Raw genomic sequence first — 21,354 nt, forward strand, 5'->3', positions numbered from 1 at the left:
GCTGAGCAGCAGCTCAGCGGCCCGAACTCGGGTTGAACTAGTCGAGGTAGTCGCGGAGGACCTGGGAGCGGCTCGGGTGGCGGAGCTTGCTCATGGTCTTGGACTCGATCTGGCGGATGCGTTCGCGGGTGACGCCGTAGACCTGGCCGATTTCGTCCAGGGTGCGGGGCTGGCCGTCGGTGAGGCCGAAGCGCAACCGGACTACGCCGGCTTCGCGCTCCGAAAGCGTTTCCAGGACCGACTGGAGCTGGTCCTGCAAAAGCGTGAAGCTGACCGCGTCGACGGCGACCACTGCTTCGGAGTCCTCGATGAAATCGCCGAGCTGCGAATCACCTTCGTCACCGATGGTCTGGTCGAGGGAGATGGGCTCACGGGCGTACTGCTGGATTTCCAGCACCTTCTCCGGCGTGATGTCCATTTCCTTGGCGAGCTCTTCGGGAGTGGGCTCGCGGCCCAGATCCTGCAGGAGCTCACGCTGGATGCGGCCGAGCTTGTTGATGACCTCGACCATATGCACCGGGATGCGGATGGTGCGGGCCTGATCGGCCATGGCGCGGGTGATGGCCTGACGAATCCACCAGGTGGCGTACGTGGAGAACTTGTAGCCCTTGGTGTAGTCGAACTTCTCGACCGCGCGGATCAGACCCAGATTGCCTTCCTGGATCAGATCCAGGAACGCCATACCGCGGCCGGTGTAGCGCTTGGCGAGCGAAACCACCAGGCGCAGGTTGGCTTCGAGCAGATGGTTCTTGGCACGGTTGCCGTCGCGCATGATCCACTGCAGATCGCGGCGCAGCTGCACGGGCAGCTTCTCACCCTTCTCGGCGAGTTCGCGCAGGCGCTCGGTGGCGTAGAGACCGGCCTCGATTCGCTTGGCGAGCTCGACCTCCTCCTCCGCGTTGAGCAGCGCGACCTTGCCGATCTGCTTGAGGTAGGCGCGGACCGAGTCGGCCGAAGCGGTGAGCTCGGCGTCCTTACGGGCCTGCCGCAGGGCCTCGGATTCCTCCTCGTCCCAGACGAAATCGCCGGAAGCCTTGTCCTTCTCGGTGGGCTCCTCGGCCTCTTCGGCCTCCTCGCCCGCCGGGGCGGCCTCGGCCTCTTCCTCTTCGGCCTCGTCGTCGGCGAGATCGACTTCGACCAGATCGGTCTCATCGACCTCGAGGTCACCGAGGTCGTCGAGCTCGACCTCGTCCTCGCCGATCACATCGGCTTCGCCCTCGGCGCCCTCGGCCTTGGCCCCGGCTTTCTTGGCAACGGCCTTTTTGGCGGGCGCCTTCTTGGCAGCGACCTTCTTGGCGGCGGCCTTTTTGGCTACCGCCTTCTTGGCCGGTGCTTTCTTGGCGGCAGCCTTCTTGACCGGCCGTGCTGCGGTGGTGTCTGCGGAGTCGGCCTCATCGGCCGATTCGGCGGTCTCTCGGGTATTCGTGGCTACCACGTACGCCCTTTCGTGACGGTCTCGTGCGGCGTCACGCCAGAGTGGTGATCCGGCGGAGCGGTCTGTCGGGGGATAACCGGCGCGCATGCCGGGTTGGTTTCACCGGCGCACCGCCGGATGTTGTTCCATTGTAACGATCGAACCAGGCTGCTTACGGTGCGATACCGGCAGACACGGCCATTGCCGCTCCGACAATGCCCGCGGTGTTCTTCAAATCGGCCGCGACAACCGGTGTTCTGTTGGTCAGCAAGGGAATCCATTCAGCGTAGTCGCGACTGATGCCGCCACCCGCCACGAACACGGTCGGCCAGAACAGATTTTCGAGCGTGACCAGCACCTTACTCACCTCGGCGGCCCATTCCGCGTAGCTCAGGCCCTCGCGATCCTTGATGGACGCCGCCGCCAGATGCTCCGCCTCGCGACCCCCCACCTCGAGATGGCCGAGTTCGCTGTTCGGCATCAGCACGCCGTTGTACATCACGGCCGATCCGATACCGGTGCCGAAGGTGAGCAGCATTACCAAGCCGGTCAGATCCTTTGCCGCGCCGTAGCGGTCCTCGGCGAGTCCGGCGGCGTCGGCATCGTTGAGCACCGTCACCTCGCGGCCGCCCAGCGCCAGCGAGAACAGCGACCGCGCGTCCGTGCCGATCCAGGACTTGTCGATATTGGCGGCCGTGCGCACCACGCCGCCGATGATCACGCTCGGCATGGTGATGCCGACCGGACCGTCCCAGCCCGACTGCGCCACCACCTTCGCCACCGCCTCGGCCACCGCGTTCGGCGTGGACGGTTGCGGTGTCGGCACCTTGATGCGTTCCCGGACCAGTTCACCGGTGGCCAGATCGACCTCGGCGCCCTTGACACCGCTACCCCCGATGTCGATCCCGAACGCGTGCCCCCGAGCGGACATGACGACTCCTCGTTCTCCCAAGTGATGCCGGTGAACCCCGGCGCGCGGCACGATACCGGCTCCGGCGGTGATCAATTCACAGTTGCGGGATACACCCGCCACGCGGCCGGAACCGGCCGATGCGCTGTGTCGTGCGCGACAAGCCTAATGCGAGGTGTGCCGGATCTGTGCTGCGATGGACTTCGTGCCGGAATCCGATTTCACCTCCACCGCATCGAACACCACCGCGACCACCGACGGGACCGACATCGCCGAACTCCGGCGCATCGCGATCCATTTGGCCGAAACCGCCGCCGCGCATGTGCGCGCCCGCCGACCTCAGGTCTTCGGACCGGGCGCGGTCGAAGGCGAAGCCGTGCAATCCAAGAGCACCCCGACCGATCCGGTCACCATCGTCGATACCGAAACCGAGGCCCTGGTCCGCCGCCTGGTGGACGAATTGCGCCCGGGTGACCGAGTAGTCGGGGAGGAGGACGGTGGGACGCTGGCGGACGATCCAGCGGCCGTGCAGTGGGTCGTGGATCCGATCGACGGGACGGTGAACTTCGTCTACGGGATTCCCGCGTACTCGGTCTCGGTGGCCGCGGTCCGGGACGGGCGATCCGTGGCCGGAGCCGTCGCGGACGTCGTGCACGAGGTCACCTACAGCGCCGGCCTCGGCCAGGGCGCGCATCGCTCGGTCTCCGGCACCTGGGGGAGCGCCGGCGCCACGCCGATTCCCTTGCGCTGCAATGCCGTCGACTCGGTGTCGATGGCCTTGATCGCCACCGGATTCGCCTACGCGCCCAAGCGCCGCGCCCGGCAGGGCGAACTGATCGCCGAACTGTTGCCGGAAATTCGCGATATCCGCCGTCTCGGCTCGGCGGCCCTGGATCTGTGCATGGTCGCCGAGGGCCGGGTGGACGCGCATTACGAGCACGGCCTGAACCTGTGGGACTGGGCCGCGGGCGCGCTCATCGCCGCCGAGGCGGGTGCGGTGCTGATCCTGCCCGCGCCCACATCGATGGGCACGGCCGGTGAGTTGGTGGTCGCCGCCGCCCCCGGTATAGCGACCGAACTGTCCGATCTTCTGGACCGGATCGGTGTCACCACCCCTATCCCGGTTTAGTTTCAGCCCGCTAGACACGCCCGAGTACCGAAAAAACGAATCGCCGCACCCGGTCGGGTGCGGCGATTCTCGGATTGGTCACGGCCGGAAGGGTTTTCGGCCGAGCATGCCCGAAACTGTCAGTGCCTCAGCACTTCGAGTGCCGGGCGGCGTCGAGCAGCTTCGGGTCGATGGCGGGCGTGGTGCCCGGCGTCGGATTCTTGAGGGAGCGAAGCACTTCCTCGGCATCGGTGCTGGGCCGGATATCGCGGAACAGCGAGCCCAGCACCATATCCACGGTGTCATCGGCGCGCTGATCCTCGATGAGCTCTGCGCACGGCGCGACCAATTGCACGGCCGCCGCGGCGGGCCGTCCACTCACGCCGAAACGAATCTGCCCGGTGCACTCCAGATCACCGTTCACGTAGACCGGATCATTGCCGACCTGCACGTCCGGTGCGCTGGCGAAGCCGAGATCGCCCAGTTCGGAGGCCACGTGCGCGGCCTGACCACGCTGGCCGTTGGCATTGAACACGCGTACTTTGGCCTGGGCGAGGGCCACCGGTTCCACATCACGTAGCCGGGATTGCCCCACCCGCTGCCCCAACGGGGCGGCCGCGGGTGCGGCGGTACTGGACGCGGGACTCGGCGAATTGCACGCCATCGCGCCGGGGTCGGACTCGGTCGTCGTCAGTGCCTTGATCCACACACCGGCGCAGATCACGACTATGACGCCAACCATGGCCGCCCACGGCTCCCAGCGTCGCCGAATGAAGGGCCGCCCCGCGGGGTCGGTCGAGTTGCCTTGGGTGATCAGTGAAACCACAGGGCACACTCTACGAAAAGCTTGCCGACGTTGCGTGCAAGGTCTCGGTAAGTCCTCGAAAGGTCGCGGGAAGCCGCGCGAAGGTCTCGGTCGGTTCCCCGGCCGGTGACGATTGACCCTCAGTTTCGACTCGCGTGTGTTTTGATTGCGACTTTTGTCCCGGGGTCCGCTATTGTCTGGCGGCCCAGATCGTATCGCCCGGGTTGAATCGGGGGTTCGATTTCGGGAACAACAAGGGCATGTCCTGCGTTGACCGAGCGCGATCAGGTGCGGACCAGGAGCATCCGGCCGGATCGGTGACAGGTGTACGTGTGGCGTACACCACGGGCGGGGCGGCAAACCCCGGTTCGATTCCGGCAGGAATCGGGTCCGGATCGAGCCGGTCCGGGATATACGGAGTAAGGACGAGGGGAAGACGACATGGCAACCGACTATGACGCACCGAGGCGTAGCGAAACCGACGAAGTGTCGGAGGACTCGCTCGAGGAGCTGAAGGCTCGTCGCAACGAGGCCGCGTCCGCCGTCGTGGATATCGACGAATCCGATACCGCGGAGTCGTTCGAGCTTCCCGGCGCGGATCTTTCGGAGGAGGTGCTCTCGGTTCGGGTCATCCCGAAGCAGGCCGATGAGTTCACCTGTTCCAGCTGCTTCCTGGTGCACCACCGCAGCCGGCTGGCCAATGAGGCCGGCGGGCAGCTGATTTGCATGGACTGCGCGGCCTGATACCAGGTCACACAGCCCTGAGCAGGAAATATCCGTCAGCCCGCGCTCGGTTCGCCGAGCGCGGCAAGGGATCTCTGGGGTTCCAGGCAGTTACTGAGTAGCCGCGTTCTGCACGCCCAGGGCTTCCATGATTCGTTCGGGCCGGCGCGTACTGACCAACCAGTACGGTGTCGGGTCGTCCGGGTCATCGAGCACGAGTAGCAGCATCGGGCCGATCCAGGCGCGGTGCTGGACATAGGCGGCCGGGTCGAGTTGTCGACCCAGGGCCGCGCTCTTCGCACTGGTCGGCACACCCGCCGCCCGTTTCACGAAAGTGGCCGGGAGATGGGCGGTGTCGATCCGCAATTCGGGGGTTCCATCACCGTCGCGGGCCACTTCGACCCGGTGCCGCGACATCCACAGCAGTACCCATACGGGGATGGGGAAGAGCAGCACATACGGCAGCCACGCCCGGATTCCCGGTGCGCCCATGTGGATTTCGGCTGCCAGCAGGCCGGTGACGGCCAAGCCGACGGGCCACCACCACAGCGGCACCCAGAGGCGCTCGGAGTAGAGGGGCGTGGTCTGCTGCTGAGGTTCCATGGTCACCTGAGGGGGCTGGTCGGACACGACATCAGACTAGGTCAATGGCAGCGGGGGTGAACGCGTAGGCTCGGCGCACGTGACCGGAATTCCTCCTATCTCCCTGCTGCGGCTCGATGCCGGCATGCCCGTACCCACGCGCGCTCACGAGGGCGACGCCGGGGTGGACCTGTGCACCACCGAGGACGTCATCATCGAACCGGGGGAACGCGTGCTGGTCGGTACCGGCATCGCGATCGCGCTTCCGATCGGCACGGTCGGTTTGATCCATCCGCGATCGGGACTCGCGGCCAAGCACGGCCTGTCGGTCGTCAACACCCCCGGCACGGTCGACGCGGGGTACCGCGGTGAGATCAAGGTCTGCCTGATCAATCATGATTTACGTACTCCCATCGAGCTCCGGCGCGGTGACCGGATCGCCCAGCTGCTGGTGCAGCGGGTCGAACTGGTCGACTTCGCCGAGGTCGACACGCTCGACGAAACCGAGCGGGGCGCAGGAGGATACGGATCGAGCGGTGGGCATGCCAGCCTGACCGCGCAGTCCGGCGGGGCGGGTAGAACAGCCGGCAAGGAGGCATAACGATGTTCGGACGCAAGAAGCGCAAGGGTGACGCGGACGACGCGGGCCGGTACGAGGGCGAATACACCGAGTACGACGACTACGACGATGACGTGGAGTACGAGGCCGAGGGCCACGACGAACCCGAGTACGCCGCACCGGCTTCGGAGTTCTCCTCGGAATTCGACACCGATTCGTTCCGGGTGCCCGAGCGCGGCTCCAAGGTCGGCCCGTACAACTACGAGGACGTGGTCGATCAGCTCGAGGATGTCGCCGAGCAGCGCCTGGACCTGGGGTCGGTCATCGTGCCGGTGCCCCCGGGCGGGCAGTTGCAGGTCGAGATGACCCCGGACGGCACGCCGCAGGCGGTGCACCTGGCCACCGAGCACGGCCGCATCACCGTCGCCGCGTACGCCGCGCCCAAATCGGCGGGCCAATGGCGTTCGGTCGCAGCCGATCTCGCCGAGACGCTGCGCAAGGACGGCGCGCAGGTATCGGTGCAGAACGGGCCCTGGGGTCGCGAACTGCACGCCGTCACCGACGGTGCGGACCTGCGCTTCATCGGCGTCGACGGACATCGCTGGATGGTGCGCCTGGTCGCGGCCGGTCCCTCCGGTGCGGCCTCGGAGAGCCAGCCCCTGGTCGCCGCCGCCCGCGCGATCATGAGCGAGACCATTGTGCGCCGCGGCGATGAGCCGCTGCCGGTGCGCGAACCGCTGCCGGTGGTCCTACCCCAGGAGCTGGCGGATCAGCTCGCCGCCGCGCACCAGCAGCAGCTGGCCGCGCAGCAGCAGGCCGTTGCCGCGCAGCTCGCCGCGCTCCAGGGTGGCCCGCAGCCCGGCGTCCCGGCGGCCGATACCGAACCGCGTCGCGGCGCGGAAGGATCGGCCATGCAGCAGCTCGGCCTCCAGTAACCCGAAACACCAAGAACGACAACGGCCTTCGCGCTCACCTCGACAGAGGAGAGCACGAAGGCCGTTCGTGTATGGAATTCCCGGGTGGTCAGCGCGTTGTGATGCGGCGTTGGATCAGGGTGCTGAATCCGCGCACGCCGAGCACGGCCGGATCCGCGCCCAGCTCGTCGAGGGTGATGTGGTGCAAATCGCTGCCCGGGATGAGATCGGCCCAGCGTTCGGCGACCGCGATCGGATGCACCGGGTCGTCGATCGCGCCGACCAGTGAGACCGGGACTGTGATGCTGCTCAACAACTCCGGTTCCGGCCAGTGGTATCCGGCGGCTTCGTCGAGCGCCGAGGGCAGGTCCGGCCATTGCGAGCGCCAGGACCGGGTGAGCGCTTCGGCGAGCCAGGCGGGGCTGGACGCCTGCATGATGTCGATGACGGCGTCGATGCCGTCCGCGCGCAGCGCCGAGGCGGTGGCCGCCGCGCTCAGCGCCGCCGGGCAGCCGGTGGTATCCGCCCCGGTCCAGGCCGGGAGTGCCGCGACCACGCCGTAGACCGATTCCGGATGCCGTGCGGCCCAATTCACAGCAACCGCCGCGCCGAGGGAGATGCCCGCGATCAGGATCGGTCCCGAGCGCGCCGCGGCGTCCAGGGCGGCGTGATAGCTGTCGATGACGCGCCGGGGGTCCGGATCGACCGGATGGAACGGGATATCCAGTGCGGCGCAGGCGGATCCGAAGGCCCGGCGGGCGAAATGGGCGTCGGAGCCGGTTCCGGGCAGGGCGACGGCGACCGCCGGATGGGGGAGATCTGGCACCCGGCGAGCGTACTGGGACGGGCGCGCGTGGCGGGTGCGGGCCGTGACCTCTACAGTGGCGGTGTACATCCGCAGCCAGGGGGTAACCCCCCGGTTAAGTGGAAAGAATCGAACGACGTGCGACCCACGCCGTGAGGGTCTATCAGGAGAGCGTGCGAGATGCCATCCTCGGGTGGAAAGGACTTCCCGTCAGGGTATTTCCGGCGTTTGAGCCGGCGCCTGACGGAGGACCTGGATCGTTTGGATGCCGAGGAACTCGCCGAGACGTCGGAAGCGTCGGGCGCGTGCCGGGCATCGGAGTGTCGCCGCGGTGAGGAAGTCACCATGCTGGGCCGCCTCCGCAGTGTCGAGGCCTGTCCGAAGTCGGGCGGGGCCGAGGTGGAGGCCGAGTTCTTCGACGGCACCGACAGTGTGAACCTGGTGTTCATCGGCAGGCGTCGCATCCCGGGTATCGAACCGGGGCGTCGTATCCTGGTCCGCGGCCGGGTCGGCGAGCGTGACGGCGGCAAGGTCATTTTCAACCCCTACTACGAACTTCGCGGGAACTCCTGACACCTATGCCGATACCTGCCAGCAGCAATGACGAGGGCCGTGCGCCCACCGGTGCCCCTCGCGAGCTGGAGGACGGCTTCGCTGCCGAGTTCGCCGCGCGTGAGGCCGAACTCACCGAGGCCGTGACCGAGCAGTACGCGGTGCAGCAGCCGCACGGTGTCCGCGAGGAATTGGAAGAGCTGCAGGAGGAAGAGGTCGAGCAGACCCTGCTCGAACAGCTCGGCGGTTTCAGCGGGCTGATCTACTCCTCCTTGCCGGTGCTGGTTTTCGTACCGGTGAATTCGCTGCGCGGGCTCACCACGGCCATTTGGGCCGCACTCGGTGTGGCCACCGCGATTCTGATCTGGCGTCTGGTGCGGCGCGGTCCGATCCAGCCCGCTATCTCCGGGTTCCTCGGTGTCGGCGTATGCGCGTTCATCGCCTACCGGATGGGTGAGGCCAAGGGCTTCTTCCTGTTCGGTATCTACGCGAGCCTGGTGTACGCGGGCGCGTTCCTGGTGTCGCTGGTGGTGCGCTGGCCTTTGGCGGGTGTCATCTGGGGTGTGCTGAACGGGCACGGCACCGATTGGCGTTCGGATCGCCGGGCCATGCGGCTCTACGATCTGGCGACGGTGGTGTGGGCAGTCGTGTTCGGCGCTCGCTACCTCGTGCAGAACCACCTGTACGCGGCCAACAGCACCGGTTTGCTGGCGGTGGCGCGCCTGGCCATGGGCTGGCCGTTGACCGCTGTCGCGCTGGTGGTGACGGTGTGGGCGGTTCGCAAGGCCGGGCATCTGCCCGCGAATCGTGCGAAGACGGTCGAATCGGCGGAATCGTCCGAGACCGCCGGGTCTGCCGGGAACTGACCCTCTACCAGCGACTTATCGCGCTGAACGCCCACCGCGCAACACCTTCGGGGGAATCGGTGTTGTCAAGGGGGTGACCAACCCACCCCTGGGGTGCCTATTTCCGAAGCCTCGATCATCGCAGGATCGTTATGAACGATACGGCGAAAGGATCGCGGAGTTGATTACCGACGGCAAGGCAGTGGCAGCGCAGGACCGTGTTGAGGGGCTCGGGACCGCGGTGCAGACAACGGCCGCCGCGCGCAGGCATTCGGCGGGGCGGGGAACCAAGAACGGCACCACGGCGGCGACGACGGAATCCCGGCGTGCCGCAGCGGAATTGGAGAAGCTGATCGGCCCCGCCGCCGCGGGTGACCGGGCGGCGGTCTCGGAGATTCTCAAGATCGTCTACCCCCTGGTGCGGCGCTACTGCGCGGCGCGCATGGGCGGTGCGGGACACCTGCACGTGACGGCCGACGATGTGGCACAGGAGATTTGCCTGGCGACCGTGCAGGCCATCCCGCGCTACCGGGATCAGGGCAAGTCGTTCCTGGCGTTCGTCTACGGCATCTCGGCCAATAAGGTCGCCGACGCGTTCCGGCGGGCGCAGCTGCACCCGGCGTACCCGGTGGCGGAGTTCCCGGATGAGCCGAACACCGAGGCCGGACCGGAGGAGCGGGCGTTGCAGTCCGAAACCCGGGCCGCCACAAGGGAACTCATGAAGGTGCTGGCTCCCACCCATCGCGAGGTGCTGGTCATGCGCATCGTGCTGGGGTGGACCGCGGCGCAGACCGCGGAGGCCATCGGCACCAGTCCCGGCGTGGTGCGAGTGATGCAGCATCGCGCGCTCAACAAGCTGCGCGCCGAACTCCGGGCGGCGTCGTAATCCGTGACGGCCGCCCGGGAAGGCAGGTATCAGGCGGTTGCGCCGACCGGGCTGCCGAAACCGTTGACGCCGAGGGCTTTCCGAAGATCGTCCTCGGCCTCCACGGAGGTGACGAACAGCAATTCGTCCGACCCTTCCAGCGGATCATCGGCCTGCGGCACGATGACCCGGCCGCCGCGCAGAATGGTGACCAGCGCGGCATCGCGCGGCAGCTTCAACGTGCGAACGGCCTTGCCCGCCAACGGCGTATCGCTGGGCAGCGTGATCTCGACCAGATTGGCCTGACCCTGGCGCAGGGTCATCAGCCGCACCAGATCACCCACCGAGACGGCCTCCTCGACCAGTGAGGCCAGCAGTCGCGGCGTGGAGACGGCGACGTCCACACCCCACGATGAATCGAACAGCCATTCATTGCGTGGATCGTTCACCCGCGCGACCACCCGGCCGACTCCGAATTCGGTCTTGGCGAGCAGGGCGAACACCAGATTGACTTTGTCATCGCCGGTGGCGGCGATGACCACGTCGTACGATTCCAGCCCGGCCTCTTCGAGCGTGGCCAGTTCGCAGGCATCGGCGTGCGTCCAGACCGCGGTGGGCGCGGCGGTGGGATCGATGTGATCGAGGCGGCGCTCGAGCAGCATCACCTGATGCCCGCCGCGCAATAGCTCCTGGGCGATGGATCGGCCGACAGCGCCGGCGCCCGCAATGGCTACCTTCATGAGTCAGTCCTCGCTAGCGGGGGCGTTACCGGCCAGCGCGACGGCTTCACCGACGGTGCCGGAGGTGGCGGCGATGTAGACGGTGTCATCGGCCTGCAGCAGCGTTTTGGAGTTCGGCAGCACGCCCTGGCCGAAGCGGATCAGGAAGGCCACGCGCGCGCCGATGGTGCTCTCCAGCGAGGTGACCGTGCGGCCGTACCACTCCTCGTGCAGCGGGATCTCGGTCACCGCGACGGTGCCGGTGGGATCGCGCCAGGTGGTGGTGGATTGATCGGCCACCAGCGTGCGCAGGAAGCGATCGGTGGTCCAGGGCACGGTGGCGATGGTCGGAATGCCCAGGCGCTCGTATACGGCGGCGCGTTTGGCGTCGTAGATGCGCGCGACCACGCGCTCGATGCCGAAGGTCTCGCGGGCCACGCGTGCGGAGATGATGTTCGAGTTGTCGCCGGAGGACACGGCCGCGAACGCGCCCGCGCGTTCGATGCCCGCGCGGGTCAGGACATCCCGGTCGAATCCGACTCCGGTGATGCACAATCCGGGGAAATCACGGCCCAGTCGCAGGAAGGCGCTCGAATTCTGATCGATCACCGCGACCTCGTGGCCGATGCGGACCAGGGCCCGGGCGAGTGAGGACCCCACTCGTCCACACCCCATGATCACTACGTACACCGTGCGAACCCCATTCCCGAAAACCGTGGTGTGCGGTCTGGTTACCGTACCGCTCGAGTTTTTCCCGAGGCATTTTCCCCCTCCGGCCGGTATCCAAACCGGAACGTGAGCTTTCACGCGCCACACTACGGTCCGTCACCCCAACGTGCCGCGCCGTGGACGCGACGGGTCGCGCACTCCCTTATGCTCACCAAAGTGTCGAAGTTGACGACGGCCGCCAAGCGCATGCTGGTTGGCCGCCCATTCCGTAGTGATTCCCTGGGGCACACCCTGCTGCCCAAGCGAATCGCGCTCCCGGTCTTCGCCTCCGATGCTTTGTCATCGGTGGCATACGCGCCCGAGGAAATCTTCCTGGTGCTGTCGGTGGCCGGGCTTTCCGCCTACACCTACGCGCCCTGGGTGGGTTTGGCGGTCGCGCTGGTGATGGCGGTCGTGGTGGCCAGTTATCGGCAGAATGTGCACGCCTATCCATCGGGCGGCGGTGATTACGAGGTCGCCACCAAGAACATCGGGCCGACGGCCGGTCTCACCGTCGGCAGCGCGCTGCTGGTGGATTATGTGCTGACGGTGGCGGTGTCGATTTCCTCGGCGGCGTCGAATATCGGTTCCGCGGTGCCATTCGTCTCCACGCACAAGGTGTTGTTCGCGGTCGCGGCGATTGTGATTCTGACCGCTATCAATCTGCGCGGTGTCCGGGAATCGGGCACCGCGTTCGCGATTCCGACCTATGCGTTCATGATCGGCATGTTCCTCATGCTCATCTGGGGCTTCTTCCGGATCGAGGTGCTCGGCGATCAGGTGCACGCGGAGTCCTACGGATTCGAGTTGAAGGCCGAGGACGAGCATTTGATGGGGCTGGCGTTCGTGTTCCTCATCGCCCGCGCGTTCTCCTCCGGCTGTGCCGCGCTGACCGGTGTGGAGGCCATCAGCAACGGTGTGCCCGCGTTCCGGAAACCGAAGTCGCGCAATGCCGCGACCACGCTGCTGCTGCTCGGTGTCATCGCGGTGTCGCTGTTCATCTCGATGATCGTGCTGGCCCAGAAGGTCGGGATCGTCTACGCGCACAACACCGCGGATCTGATCGGCGCGCCCGCGGGTTACGAGCAGAAGACCCTCGTCGCGCAGTTGGCGGGCGCGGTGTTCCACGGCTTCCCGGCCGGGTTCTACTTCATCACCATCGTCACGGCGCTGATCCTGGTGCTGGCGGCCAATACCGCCTTCAACGGTTTCCCGGTGCTGGGATCGATCCTGGCGCAGGATCGATTCCTGCCGCGCCAGCTGCACACCCGTGGCGATCGGCTGGCGTTCAGTAACGGCATCATCTTCCTGGCGGGCGCCGCCATCGCGTTCGTGGTGCTCTTCGGGGCCGAGGTGACCAAGCTCATTCAGCTGTACATCGTGGGCGTGTTCGTCTCGTTCGTGCTGAGCCAGACCGGCATGCTGCGGCATTGGACGCGCCTGCTGCGCACCGAGACCGATCCGGCGCAGCGGATGCGCATGAAGCGCTCGCGGGTGATCAACGCGGTCGGCCTCACCATGACCGCCACCGTGCTGGTGATCGTGCTGATCACCAAGTTCCTGGCGGGCGCGTGGATCGCGATCGTCACCATGGCGGCCATCTTCGGCATCATGAAACTCATTCGGCGGCACTACGACACGGTGTCGCGCGAACTGGACGAGACCGAATGGGACGGCGTGCTGCCCAGCCGCACGCATTCCATCGTGCTGGTGTCCAAACTGCATCTGCCCACCAAGCGGGCCATCGCCTACGCGCGCGCCACCCGGCCGGACACCATCGAGGCCATCACCGTCAATGTCGATGAGCCCGATACCCGCGCGCTGGTGCGGGAGTGGGAGCGCAGCGATATCTCGGTGCCGCTCAAGGTGATCGAATCGCCGTATCGTGAGATCACCAAGCCGGTGGTGGATTACGTGAAGCGGGTGCGCAAGGATTCCCCGCGCGATGTGGTGACCGTGTTCATCCCCGAATACGTGGTCGGCCACTGGTGGGAACAGTTGCTGCACAACCAGAGTGCGCTGCGGCTCAAGGGCCGCCTGCTGTTCGAGCCCGGCGTCATGGTGACCTCGGTGCCGTGGCAGCTCAGTTCATCGGTCAAGGCCCGTGCGGGTCGTGAAGTCAATGCGCCCGGTTCGGTCCGGCGCGGATTCGGAGACGAGTAGTGAGCCGAGAGGACTGGCGCGGTTCGATTCTGGAGGTTCGGCTCGGCCCGCCCGGCCACGGCGGCTTCTGCGTGGCCCGCCATGAGGGCCGAGTTCTCTTCGTCCGCCACGGTCTGCCCGGCGAACTGGTGCGCGCACAGGTCACCGAGGATCGCGGCGGTTCCTTCTGCCGCGCCGACGCCGTCGAGATCCTGGAGCCCTCGGCCGACCGCATCGACCCCACCTGCCCGGTCTCCGGTCCGGGTGGCGCGGGCTGCTGCGATTTCGCACACGCCAGCCCGGAGGGGCAGCGCGCTCTCAAGGCCACGGTCGTTTCCGAGCAGCTGCGCCGACTCGCCGACTGGGAGCCGGACTTCGAGGTCGAGGTGATCCCGGCACCGGCGTACGGCGCGGCGGCCCCGCTGCTCCCGGCGACCGGCTCCGCTGGTGCCAGACCCGGTGCCGTAGGGGGAGTGCGGGGCAGCGCCGCGATCAGGGTTCGAGGAGCCGTGGCGGCCTATGGCGAGGACGTCGAAGCGGGTCGCGCGGGTGCCACCGCGCCCGGCCGTGGAAGCGGCCTTGCCGCAGGCCGTGTGAAGGGCATCGCGGCGGGACGGGTACGCGACTTCATCTCCGGTCCAGGTGATGATGCCGGGATCGGAAGGGGCGCTCCTATTCTCGGAGGCCCGGAGTTCGGTTCTCCGGACCGGTCATCGGGTGTGATTGCGCCGCAGTCCTATACGGCCGGTTGGCGGTCTCGGGTGCGGTTGGTGGTGGATGCGAACGGTCGCGCCGGGGTGCATCGTTATCGCAGCACGGATGTGATCGCGGACCTGCGGTGTCCGCAGCCGATGGCGGGGGCGATGGAGGGTATCGCCGATCGCAAGTGGACGCCGGGCGCGGATCTTGTTGTGGCCGTTGACGGTGACGGGATGCGGCATCTGATCGAGTTGGCTCCGGTGGAGTCCGAGCGCGGCGGTCGGCAGGATCGCGGGCGCGCGGGTCGTGGCGGGGATCGGCGTGGTGGCCGCCAGGGCGGTGGGCACGGTGGTGATCGCAGTAGTACTGCTGCCCGTCGTGCGGCTGCGAGTGGGCCGCGCGCCGAACGCGTTATCGACGGCAGCGGCCGGACCGTGCAGTATGTGTCCGGTCGCCGGTTCGAGCTGTCCGCCACCGGGTTCTGGCAGCCGCATTACGGTGCCGCACAACGGTATTCGGATGTGGTGGCCGAGTGGTCCGATGCCGCGTCCGATGCGCTGGCGTGGGATCTGTACAGCGGTGTCGGTGTGTTCGCGGCGCGGCTGGCCGAGCAGGTCGGGCCGGGCGGCGCGGTGCACGGCGTGGAGTTCGCGCGCACCGCCGTCACCGAAGGTAAAGCGGCGCTGCGGGATCTGCCGTGGGTGGAGTTGCGGGCCGAGCGGGTGGAGCGCTGGATCGTCGAACAGCCCGCTACCGCACCGGATGTGGTGGTCCTGGATCCGCCGCGCGCGGGTGCGGGCAAGGAGGTCGTCGCGGCACTGGCCGAACGCGGACCGCGCCGAATTGTCCATATCGGTTGTGATCCAGCGGCTTTCGCCCGTGACCTCGGGCTCTATCGCAGCGCCGGCTACAACCCCGCTGGCCTGCGCGTCTTCGACGCTTTCCCGGGTACCCACCATGTGGAGTGCATCGCGGTGCTGGAGCGCTGACCCGGATCGTATTGCGGCAGAGTCCGTCTCCGGTTGCCCGCCGGAAGCGGGCCGTGCTGCACCCACTATCGGGCATCCGCCAAGATAGCGGTCATGACTACGCTGTCCGACCCGACGCTCGCGTCGGTGGTGGAACTGATCTACGGGGATCAGGCCAAGTTCTACTCCCTCGAGGGCCTGCTCTTGAGCGTCGACCTCAAGCGCCCCGAGTACACCGTGGAGATGTGGGTCAACAGCGATAGTTATTGGGGCCGTTTGGTCACCCCCGTCTACGGCGCGCGCATGGCGGCGCTGGCCGGTAACGCCGACGCCGATCAGGCACTGCTGAATCTGGTCGAGGTGACCGCGCAGAAGTTCCTGCGCGGGGAATCCCTGGAGCGCAAACAACTTCCGCCGTGGCTGAGCACCCTGCGCGCCGCGCTGCTGGTCGACGGCTATCAGCTGCGCATCGAAACCGTCGGCGGCACCGCCCCGGACGCCACCCTGCGCTGTCGCCTCAGACCCACGCACCGGCTCCCGGTCGCCCTGGCCGAGGAACTGGCCCTGATCGAGACCGAACTCGAATTACGCAGTCAGCAAACACCTTTGGAACAGCTACAGCAGGCAAGCAAGGCGTACGCCCGCCGCGACTACACCGCCTGCGAGGAACACCTGAGATCCGCGCTGGACCACCTCACCGCCTACGCCGCGGGCACCCAGGACCTGGACAGCACCAAGAACGTCCGCCACCTCATCGACACCGCCCGCCTCTCGGTCCGCGAAGGCACCCGCCTACTCCGCGACCTCCGCCTGCTCACCTCGGTCAACCCGTACCCCCACCGAACCAGAGCCGACGCCACCCGCTTCCGCATCCAACTCACCGCGACCCGCGCGGCGACGCTTCTGTCGCAGATAGATTTCTGATAGCCAGATCCATATGACGGCAATGGTTCCGAACAGTGCCGCTACGGCGAATGTCACCAGCATGATCGGCTCGAGGATCGCTTCGATGATCGCCCGGGTGAGGAATACCACGCAGACGGCGATCACACAGCCGAGCAGTACGACCAGGGGCCACGCGTGCGCGTCCCATGCCTCGTCCGCCCCCGCGTAGGCGAGCACCGTCAGGATCAGCAACCCTATGTTCCCGAGGTGGGTCCACCATTCCCGCTGTGCATCGCTCACCCGGTGAGTTTATGCCCGGAAACGAATGTTCTTCGGGTACAGCACAATCCGGCTTCGGCTAGTGGACAGGGATGTGGTTCAGCTCAATTGCCAGGTGACCTTGATTGTGGCGTTGAGTTCGCTCTCGCCGAACTCGACGGGAATCGGTGGGGCTCCGCCCATATCGCTCTTGGCGGCGGCGAAAGCTATGCGGGGCATGGGGATCGACGGCCCGGAGGTGTCCTCGGTGATTTCCAGTACCGGTCCGAGGCTGCGGCCCGCCCGGCGCGCGTACTGTTGTGCCTTGTCCAGGGCGTGATCCCAGGCGGCATCGCGGGCGAGGGTGAGCAGTGCTTCGGGATCGCTCACCGTCAGCGAGAGTCCGCCCAGTCGTACGTCATTGCCGCCCGCCTCGACCGCGTGCGCGATGATCGCCGCCGGGCCACTGTTCGCATCGGCTTTCTCCGCCGCGGCGATATCGCGCAGTGTGACCGTGAGTGAGGTGCTGGCGACGTATCCGACGACCTGCTCTCGATTGGCCTCGGTCCACACCGTATCGGTGCGTACCGACAGGCCGCTGGTCGAGATGTCCCGCCCCGGCACCCCATCCCCGCGCAGCGATTCGATGAGCGCGTTGGTGCGCTCCCCGGCAGCCGCGTAGGCCAGCGCGACCGTATCGGCCTTGGTCTCGATCGACATGGTCACGCGCATGAGATCCGGTATGTCGGTGGCGCTTCCGGAGCCGTAGATCGTAATGCTGCCGGTGTCGATTCCGGTGCTGGGCACGGCGGTCCTCCTCGATAGCTGCCAGGGCAAGTCGATGCTACCGAGGGCTATGGTTCCGCCTGGTCCGCCGCGCCCGGCGGCGGGGTCAGACGCCGCCGTGGGCCGCGAGCGCGCGGACGGCGGCATCGGCCTGGGCATAGGCGGCCGTCGCGAGGCGTTCCAGCAGCGCGAGTTTCACTTCCGGTGCCTGGCGGGTCAGTTCATCGAATTTGTCCGGTGGCAGCACCGCGAGCCGAACCGTGTTCTCGGCATAGATGTCATTGCTGAATCGCACACCGGTGAGGAGGGATATCTCACCGAATGACATTCCGGGGGAGAGGGATATGAGCCGGTGCCGACGGCCGTCGCGATCTTCGAAACTCACCCGTACCCGTCCATCGAGAATCAGGAACAGTCCGGCGCGCGGACTGTCCCGGGCGATGATGCGTTCCCCGCGCGCGATAGTCCGGATTTCGAATTCCTTGGCCAGCCGCTGTCTTTCCTCATCGGGCAGATCGGCCAGCGCCGGATGCTGTTCTATCCGCAATGCCGCCGACGGCGTGCAATCCTCCGGCCGGTATTTGTCGATGATCAGTTGTTCACACCATTCGGTGGCGCTGTCGCGGTCGGCGAATACCCGCCCGCGCGGATCGGCCGGATCCAGGCTCGATTCCATATGCCCGAGTTTGGCTTCCGGATCGACCAGCGCCACCCGGCATCCCGCAGCGGCGAGTTCGGCCTGCAGATCGTCGAGCATGCGCACCGCGATCTCCGCCACATCGGCGACCTCGCGCAGATCGAGCACCAGCGCTTCCAGGTTCCCCGACAGTGAGGCCGCCTCCACCGCGCGCACCGTGGATTCCGCGCCCGCGAACAGCAGATCGCCGTGCAGTTCGAATATCTGTGCGCGCTCACCCCATTGGCGCAGTACGTCCAATTCGTCGGCGTCGCGGCGCAATCGCGAGGGCGCTTCGGCGACGGTGTACGCGGTGCGGATCGCGGTGTGCGCGGCCCGGGTCACATGCAGGAAGTGCAGTCCGAGTCGATGCGAGAGCTCCCGGCACGCCTTGACGCCGCGCACGCTGCTGCCGTGCGCGTCCAATCGCGGTGAGTACACGGCGATCCCGATCTGCCCGGGCAGCACCGCCAGAATCCCGCCGCCCACACCACTTTTGGCGGGTAGCCCGACGGTGGTCACCCAGTCGCCCGCCGCGTCGTACATCCCGCAGGTGGTCATGACGCTGAGTACTTGCTCGACCAGCGGCCGGGACAGCGCGCGTTCGTGCGTTAAGGGATTCACACCGTTATTGGCCAGCGTCGCGGCCATGATGGCGAGGTCGCGGCAGGTGACGTCGATGGAGCACTGCCGGAAGTAGCGGTCCACCACCTCGTCCGGATCGCCGTCGATGATTCCGGCTCCGCGCAGCAGATAGCCGATGGCGCGATTGCGGTAGCCGGTGCGCGCCTCGGAGGCGTAGACGGCCTCGTTGAGCCGAAGCTCGCGGCCGGCGAATCGGCTGTAGCTGCGTTGTATCCGAGCGAACCGGTCGGCCGCGTCACGACCGTCGACGAGCCCGGCGGACGCGATCGCGCCCGCGTTGATCATCGGATTGCGCGGCCGCTGTGTCTTGGGGTCCAGACTGATTTCATTGAACGGTTCACCGGTGGGTTCCACGTCGATGCGCTCGGCCACGGCGGCGATGCCGCGATCGGCCAATGCCAGTGCGTAGGTGAAGGGTTTGGAGATCGACTGAATCGTGAAGCCGGTGTCCAGGTCTCCGCTGCCGTACACCTGGCCGTCGGCCGTAGCCAGGCAGATGCCGAATGAATCCGGTTGTACCGCCGCGAGTTCCGGGATGTAGTCGGCCAGCTCACCGGACATATCGGATCGGCACAATTCGTACACTTCGTCGATGATGCGCGCGACCACGCCGTGCGACACGCGAGCTGGGCCGATAGTGGCCGGAATTGGGGGGACCACTGGGCCACTGTATCCGGGTAATGTGTGTGGAGCCTCACATCTATTGCGGATGTCGCAGGTGGAGTTCAGTTCCTGGCGTTGGGGGCCGGTCGGGTCTCCGTAGACTGTTGCAATCACAGGAGACATCCGGAGGGAGCAATAGCCGTGGGAGTGCTTTCCCGGGTCGACATGCCCGAGGACCTGCGTCGGCTTTCGATACCGGAGCTGCGCGAGTTGGCCGAGGAGATTCGCGAGTTCCTGGTGCGGAAGGTCGCCGTCACCGGCGGGCACCTGGGTCCGAACCTCGGCGTCGTGGAGCTGACCATCGCGCTGCACCGGATCTTCGATTCGCCGGCCGATCCGATCATCTTCGATACCGGGCATCAGGCCTACGTGCACAAGATCCTCACCGGTCGTAAGGACGGGTTCGACACGCTGCGCAAGGAAGGTGGCCTGTCCGGCTACCCGTGCCGCGCCGAGAGCCCGCACGACTGGGTCGAGTCCTCGCACGCGTCGGCCTCACTGTCCTATGCGGACGGTCTGGCCAAGGCGTTCGGGCTCACCAGGCAGAAGCGCAGTGTGGTCGCGGTCGTCGGCGACGGCGCGCTGACCGGCGGTATGTGCTGGGAGGCGTTGAACAATATCGCCGCCGGGCAGGACCGTTCGGTTGTCGTGGTGGTCAATGACAATGGGCGCTCCTACGCGCCGACCATCGGCGGTCTGGCCGAGCGGCTGGCCGGGTTGCGCATGCAGCCCGCGTACGAGCAGGCCCTGGACGCCACCAAGCGCATCGTGCAGTCCATTCCGCGCGTGGGGGATTCGGCCTATTCGATGCTGCACGCGTTGAAGACGGGCATAAAGGATGCCGTCGCACCGCAGGAGCTGTTCGGTGATCTGGGGCTGAAGTATGTCGGCCCGGTCGACGGGCACGACACCGTCGCCCTGGAGGCCGCGCTGCGGCGCGCCAAGGATTTCGGCGGTCCGGTGGTGGTGCACGTGGTCACGCAGAAGGGTCGCGGTTACAAGCCCGCCGAAGACCATGTGGCCGATCAGATGCACGCCATCAACCGCATCGACCCGGAGACCGGTGAGCCGGTCGGCGGGTCCCCGGGCACCAGCTGGACCTCGGTGTTCTCCAAGGAGCTCATCGAACAGGCCGAGCAGCGGGACGATATTGTCGCCATTACCGCCGCCATGCCCGGTCCGACCGGTCTGTCCGCGTTCGGAAAACGCTTCCCGGAGCGCATGTTCGACGTCGGCATCGCCGAACAGCACGCCATGACCTCCGCGGCCGGTATGGCGCTGGGCGGGCTGCATCCGGTGGTGGCCATCTACTCCACATTCCTGAACCGCGCCTTCGATCAGCTGCTGATGGATGTGGCACTGCTGAAACTTCCCGTGACCTTGGTGCTGGACCGCGCCGGTATCACCGGTGACGACGGTGCCTCGCACAACGGCATGTGGGATTTCTCGGTGCTCGGCATCGTGCCCGGTATTCGCGTGGCAGCCCCGCGCGATGCGGCCACACTGCGTGAGGAATTGGGCGAGGCCGTGCACATCAGCGACGGCCCCACCGCCATCCGCTTCCCGAAGGGCACTGTGTCGGAGGATATTTCCGCCGTCGAGCGCTTCGAGGGCGTGGATGTGCTGCGCCTGCCGCAGGGTGAGGACTCCGGTGCGCAGTCCGCGCGCGGCGATGTGCTGCTGGTCGCGGTCGGCGCGTTCGCCGAATTGGCCTTGAAGGTCGCGGATCTGCTGTCGGCCGAAGGGGTTTCGGTCACGGTCGTCGATCCGCGCTGGGTGCTGCCGGTATCGGACACCGTGGTGAAGCTGGCCGAGAACTACCGGCTGGTGGTCACTTTGGAGGACAGCGGCCTGCACGGCGGTATCGGCAGTACCGTGTCGGCGCGGTTGCGCTCGGCCGGAGTCGATGTCGCCACCCGCGATCTCGGTGTGCCGCAGCAGTTCCTGGATCACGCCAAGCGCGCGCAGATCCATCACGATCTGGGGCTGACGCCGGGCGATATCGCGCAGCGCGTGCACGGCTGGCTGGGTGACAGCGCCGAGGCGGATATCGCGATGTCCGAAGCCGAGGGCGGTAAGGCGGTCCGCGCCACCGCGCGGGCGGTCGCGGAATAGCGGGTTGT

20 protein-coding genes and 1 pseudogene are annotated in these 21,354 nt (G+C 66.9%); 12 read left to right on the forward strand and 9 right to left on the reverse strand.

Annotated features, from left to right (window positions below; all coding sequences use genetic code 11):
- Positions 1–37 precede the first annotated feature (37 nt).
- Both ACFC4D_RS31705 and ppgK read right to left on the reverse strand, forming a co-directional pair.
- Positions 38–1,435, reverse strand: a complete 1,398-nt coding sequence (locus ACFC4D_RS31705; protein WP_375954026.1) for an RNA polymerase sigma factor — start codon at positions 1,433–1,435, stop codon at positions 38–40.
- Positions 1,436–1,586: 151 nt separating this feature from the next.
- Positions 1,587–2,345, reverse strand: coding sequence for a polyphosphate--glucose phosphotransferase (ppgK, locus tag ACFC4D_RS31710; protein ID WP_375954024.1), 759 nt, complete (start codon positions 2,343–2,345; stop codon positions 1,587–1,589).
- A 175-nt stretch (positions 2,346–2,520) separates the two neighbouring features.
- Between ppgK and ACFC4D_RS31715 the strand changes: the two genes are divergently transcribed.
- Positions 2,521–3,453 (forward strand): inositol monophosphatase family protein, encoded by a 933-nt coding sequence (locus ACFC4D_RS31715; protein ID WP_375954022.1) that lies wholly within the window; start codon positions 2,521–2,523, stop codon positions 3,451–3,453.
- Between the two features lie 127 nt (positions 3,454–3,580).
- On the opposite strand, the gene cei is transcribed toward ACFC4D_RS31715, so the two are convergent.
- On the reverse strand, positions 3,581–4,258 hold the full coding sequence (gene cei / locus ACFC4D_RS31720; protein ID WP_364631691.1) for an envelope integrity protein Cei: 678 nt from the start codon (positions 4,256–4,258) through the stop codon (positions 3,581–3,583).
- 420 nt (positions 4,259–4,678) lie between these two features.
- Here cei and ACFC4D_RS31725 point away from each other — a divergent pair, with 420 nt between their 5' ends.
- Entirely contained in the window at positions 4,679–4,981 is a 303-nt protein-coding gene (locus ACFC4D_RS31725; protein WP_067566805.1) for a DUF4193 domain-containing protein, read from the forward strand.
- A 90-nt stretch (positions 4,982–5,071) separates the two neighbouring features.
- Here the strand turns inward: ACFC4D_RS31725 and ACFC4D_RS31730 are convergent, their stop codons facing one another.
- Positions 5,072–5,563, reverse strand: a complete 492-nt coding sequence (locus tag ACFC4D_RS31730) for a DUF3093 domain-containing protein (protein ID WP_376069109.1) — start codon at positions 5,561–5,563, stop codon at positions 5,072–5,074.
- 79 nt (positions 5,564–5,642) lie between these two features.
- On the opposite strand from ACFC4D_RS31730, the gene dut reads away from it, so the two are divergent.
- Both dut and ACFC4D_RS31740 read left to right on the forward strand, forming a co-directional pair.
- Entirely contained in the window at positions 5,643–6,143 is a 501-nt protein-coding gene (gene dut, locus ACFC4D_RS31735; protein ID WP_364631695.1) for a dUTP diphosphatase, read from the forward strand.
- Between the two features lie 2 nt (positions 6,144–6,145).
- On the forward strand, positions 6,146–7,036 hold the full coding sequence (locus ACFC4D_RS31740; protein WP_376068711.1) for a DUF3710 domain-containing protein: 891 nt from the start codon (positions 6,146–6,148) through the stop codon (positions 7,034–7,036).
- A gap of 88 nt (positions 7,037–7,124) precedes the next feature.
- Here the strand turns inward: ACFC4D_RS31740 and ACFC4D_RS31745 are convergent, their stop codons facing one another.
- A complete protein-coding gene (locus tag ACFC4D_RS31745) occupies positions 7,125–7,841 on the reverse strand; it encodes an alpha/beta fold hydrolase (RefSeq protein ID WP_376068713.1) in 717 nt (238 codons plus the stop codon).
- Positions 7,842–8,000: 159 nt separating this feature from the next.
- On the opposite strand from ACFC4D_RS31745, the gene ACFC4D_RS31750 reads away from it, so the two are divergent.
- The 3 genes from ACFC4D_RS31750 (at position 8,001) to ACFC4D_RS31760 (ending at position 10,103) form a co-directional block, all read left to right on the forward strand.
- Positions 8,001–8,393 carry an OB-fold nucleic acid binding domain-containing protein gene (locus tag ACFC4D_RS31750; RefSeq protein ID WP_364631704.1) on the forward strand — a complete coding sequence of 131 codons (393 nt, stop codon included), beginning with the start codon at positions 8,001–8,003 and terminating at the stop codon, positions 8,391–8,393.
- A gap of 5 nt (positions 8,394–8,398) precedes the next feature.
- A complete protein-coding gene (locus tag ACFC4D_RS31755) occupies positions 8,399–9,238 on the forward strand; it encodes a DUF3159 domain-containing protein (protein WP_375954016.1) in 840 nt (279 codons plus the stop codon).
- 160 nt (positions 9,239–9,398) lie between these two features.
- Positions 9,399–10,103, forward strand: a complete 705-nt coding sequence (locus ACFC4D_RS31760) for a sigma-70 family RNA polymerase sigma factor (RefSeq protein WP_364631707.1) — start codon at positions 9,399–9,401, stop codon at positions 10,101–10,103.
- A 29-nt stretch (positions 10,104–10,132) separates the two neighbouring features.
- Here ACFC4D_RS31760 and ACFC4D_RS31765 read toward each other — a convergent pair whose 3' ends face one another.
- Together ACFC4D_RS31765 and ACFC4D_RS31770 are read right to left on the reverse strand one after the other, a co-directional pair.
- The gene (locus tag ACFC4D_RS31765; RefSeq protein WP_375954014.1) at positions 10,133–10,822 is read right to left on the reverse strand and encodes a potassium channel family protein; all 690 of its coding nucleotides are present in this window, start codon (positions 10,820–10,822) and stop codon (positions 10,133–10,135) included.
- 3 nt (positions 10,823–10,825) lie between these two features.
- A complete protein-coding gene (locus ACFC4D_RS31770; protein WP_364631713.1) occupies positions 10,826–11,491 on the reverse strand; it encodes a TrkA family potassium uptake protein in 666 nt (221 codons plus the stop codon).
- A 195-nt stretch (positions 11,492–11,686) separates the two neighbouring features.
- Between ACFC4D_RS31770 and ACFC4D_RS31775 the strand changes: the two genes are divergently transcribed.
- The 4 genes and pseudogenes from ACFC4D_RS31775 to ACFC4D_RS31790 all read left to right on the forward strand — a co-directional run bounded on the left by ACFC4D_RS31775 (position 11,687) and on the right by ACFC4D_RS31790 (position 16,242).
- Positions 11,687–13,672: an APC family permease gene (locus ACFC4D_RS31775; protein ID WP_364631716.1), complete on the forward strand. Its 1,986-nt coding sequence runs from the start codon at positions 11,687–11,689 to the stop codon at positions 13,670–13,672.
- A pseudogene (locus ACFC4D_RS31780) lies at positions 13,672–14,043 on the forward strand (TRAM domain-containing protein); the annotation flags it as partial. The gene ACFC4D_RS31775 and the pseudogene ACFC4D_RS31780, both read left to right, overlap by 1 nt.
- 117 nt (positions 14,044–14,160) lie before the next feature.
- A complete protein-coding gene (locus ACFC4D_RS31785; RefSeq protein ID WP_376069111.1) occupies positions 14,161–15,339 on the forward strand; it encodes a class I SAM-dependent RNA methyltransferase in 1,179 nt (392 codons plus the stop codon).
- A gap of 93 nt (positions 15,340–15,432) precedes the next feature.
- On the forward strand, positions 15,433–16,242 hold the full coding sequence (locus ACFC4D_RS31790) for a hypothetical protein (protein ID WP_375954010.1): 810 nt from the start codon (positions 15,433–15,435) through the stop codon (positions 16,240–16,242).
- A 339-nt stretch (positions 16,243–16,581) separates the two neighbouring features.
- Here ACFC4D_RS31790 and ACFC4D_RS31795 read toward each other — a convergent pair whose 3' ends face one another.
- Entirely contained in the window at positions 16,582–17,268 is a 687-nt protein-coding gene (locus ACFC4D_RS31795) for an SIMPL domain-containing protein (RefSeq protein WP_376068715.1), read from the reverse strand.
- Between the two features lie 85 nt (positions 17,269–17,353).
- Positions 17,354–19,228, reverse strand: coding sequence for a glutaminase A (gene glsA / locus ACFC4D_RS31800; protein WP_375954007.1), 1,875 nt, complete (start codon positions 19,226–19,228; stop codon positions 17,354–17,356).
- A gap of 144 nt (positions 19,229–19,372) precedes the next feature.
- Here glsA and dxs point away from each other — a divergent pair, with 144 nt between their 5' ends.
- Positions 19,373–21,346, forward strand: coding sequence for a 1-deoxy-D-xylulose-5-phosphate synthase (gene dxs, locus ACFC4D_RS31805; protein ID WP_364631729.1), 1,974 nt, complete (start codon positions 19,373–19,375; stop codon positions 21,344–21,346).
- Positions 21,347–21,354 lie beyond the last annotated feature (8 nt).

The sequence above is a fragment of the Nocardia sp. NPDC056000 genome (assembly GCF_042269265.1).
Taxonomy (GTDB): Bacteria; Actinomycetota; Actinomycetes; order Mycobacteriales; family Mycobacteriaceae; genus Nocardia.

Bases quoted from the DNA above. Each gene is read 5' to 3' on its own strand.
- ppgK (WP_375954024.1), bottom strand. From the start codon at position 2,345: ATGTCCGCTCGGGGGCACGCGTTCGGGATCGACATCGGGGGTAGCGGT.
- ACFC4D_RS31715 (WP_375954022.1), top strand. From the start codon at position 2,521: ATGGACTTCGTGCCGGAATCCGATTTCACCTCCACCGCATCGAACACC.
- ACFC4D_RS31725 (WP_067566805.1), top strand. From the start codon at position 4,679: ATGGCAACCGACTATGACGCACCGAGGCGTAGCGAAACCGACGAAGTG.
- ACFC4D_RS31730 (WP_376069109.1), bottom strand. From the start codon at position 5,563: ATGGAACCTCAGCAGCAGACCACGCCCCTCTACTCCGAGCGCCTCTGG.
- ACFC4D_RS31740 (WP_376068711.1), top strand. From the start codon at position 6,146: ATGTTCGGACGCAAGAAGCGCAAGGGTGACGCGGACGACGCGGGCCGG.
- ACFC4D_RS31750 (WP_364631704.1), top strand. From the start codon at position 8,001: ATGCCATCCTCGGGTGGAAAGGACTTCCCGTCAGGGTATTTCCGGCGT.
- ACFC4D_RS31755 (WP_375954016.1), top strand. From the start codon at position 8,399: ATGCCGATACCTGCCAGCAGCAATGACGAGGGCCGTGCGCCCACCGGT.
- ACFC4D_RS31765 (WP_375954014.1), bottom strand. From the start codon at position 10,822: ATGAAGGTAGCCATTGCGGGCGCCGGCGCTGTCGGCCGATCCATCGCC.
- ACFC4D_RS31790 (WP_375954010.1), top strand. From the start codon at position 15,433: ATGACTACGCTGTCCGACCCGACGCTCGCGTCGGTGGTGGAACTGATC.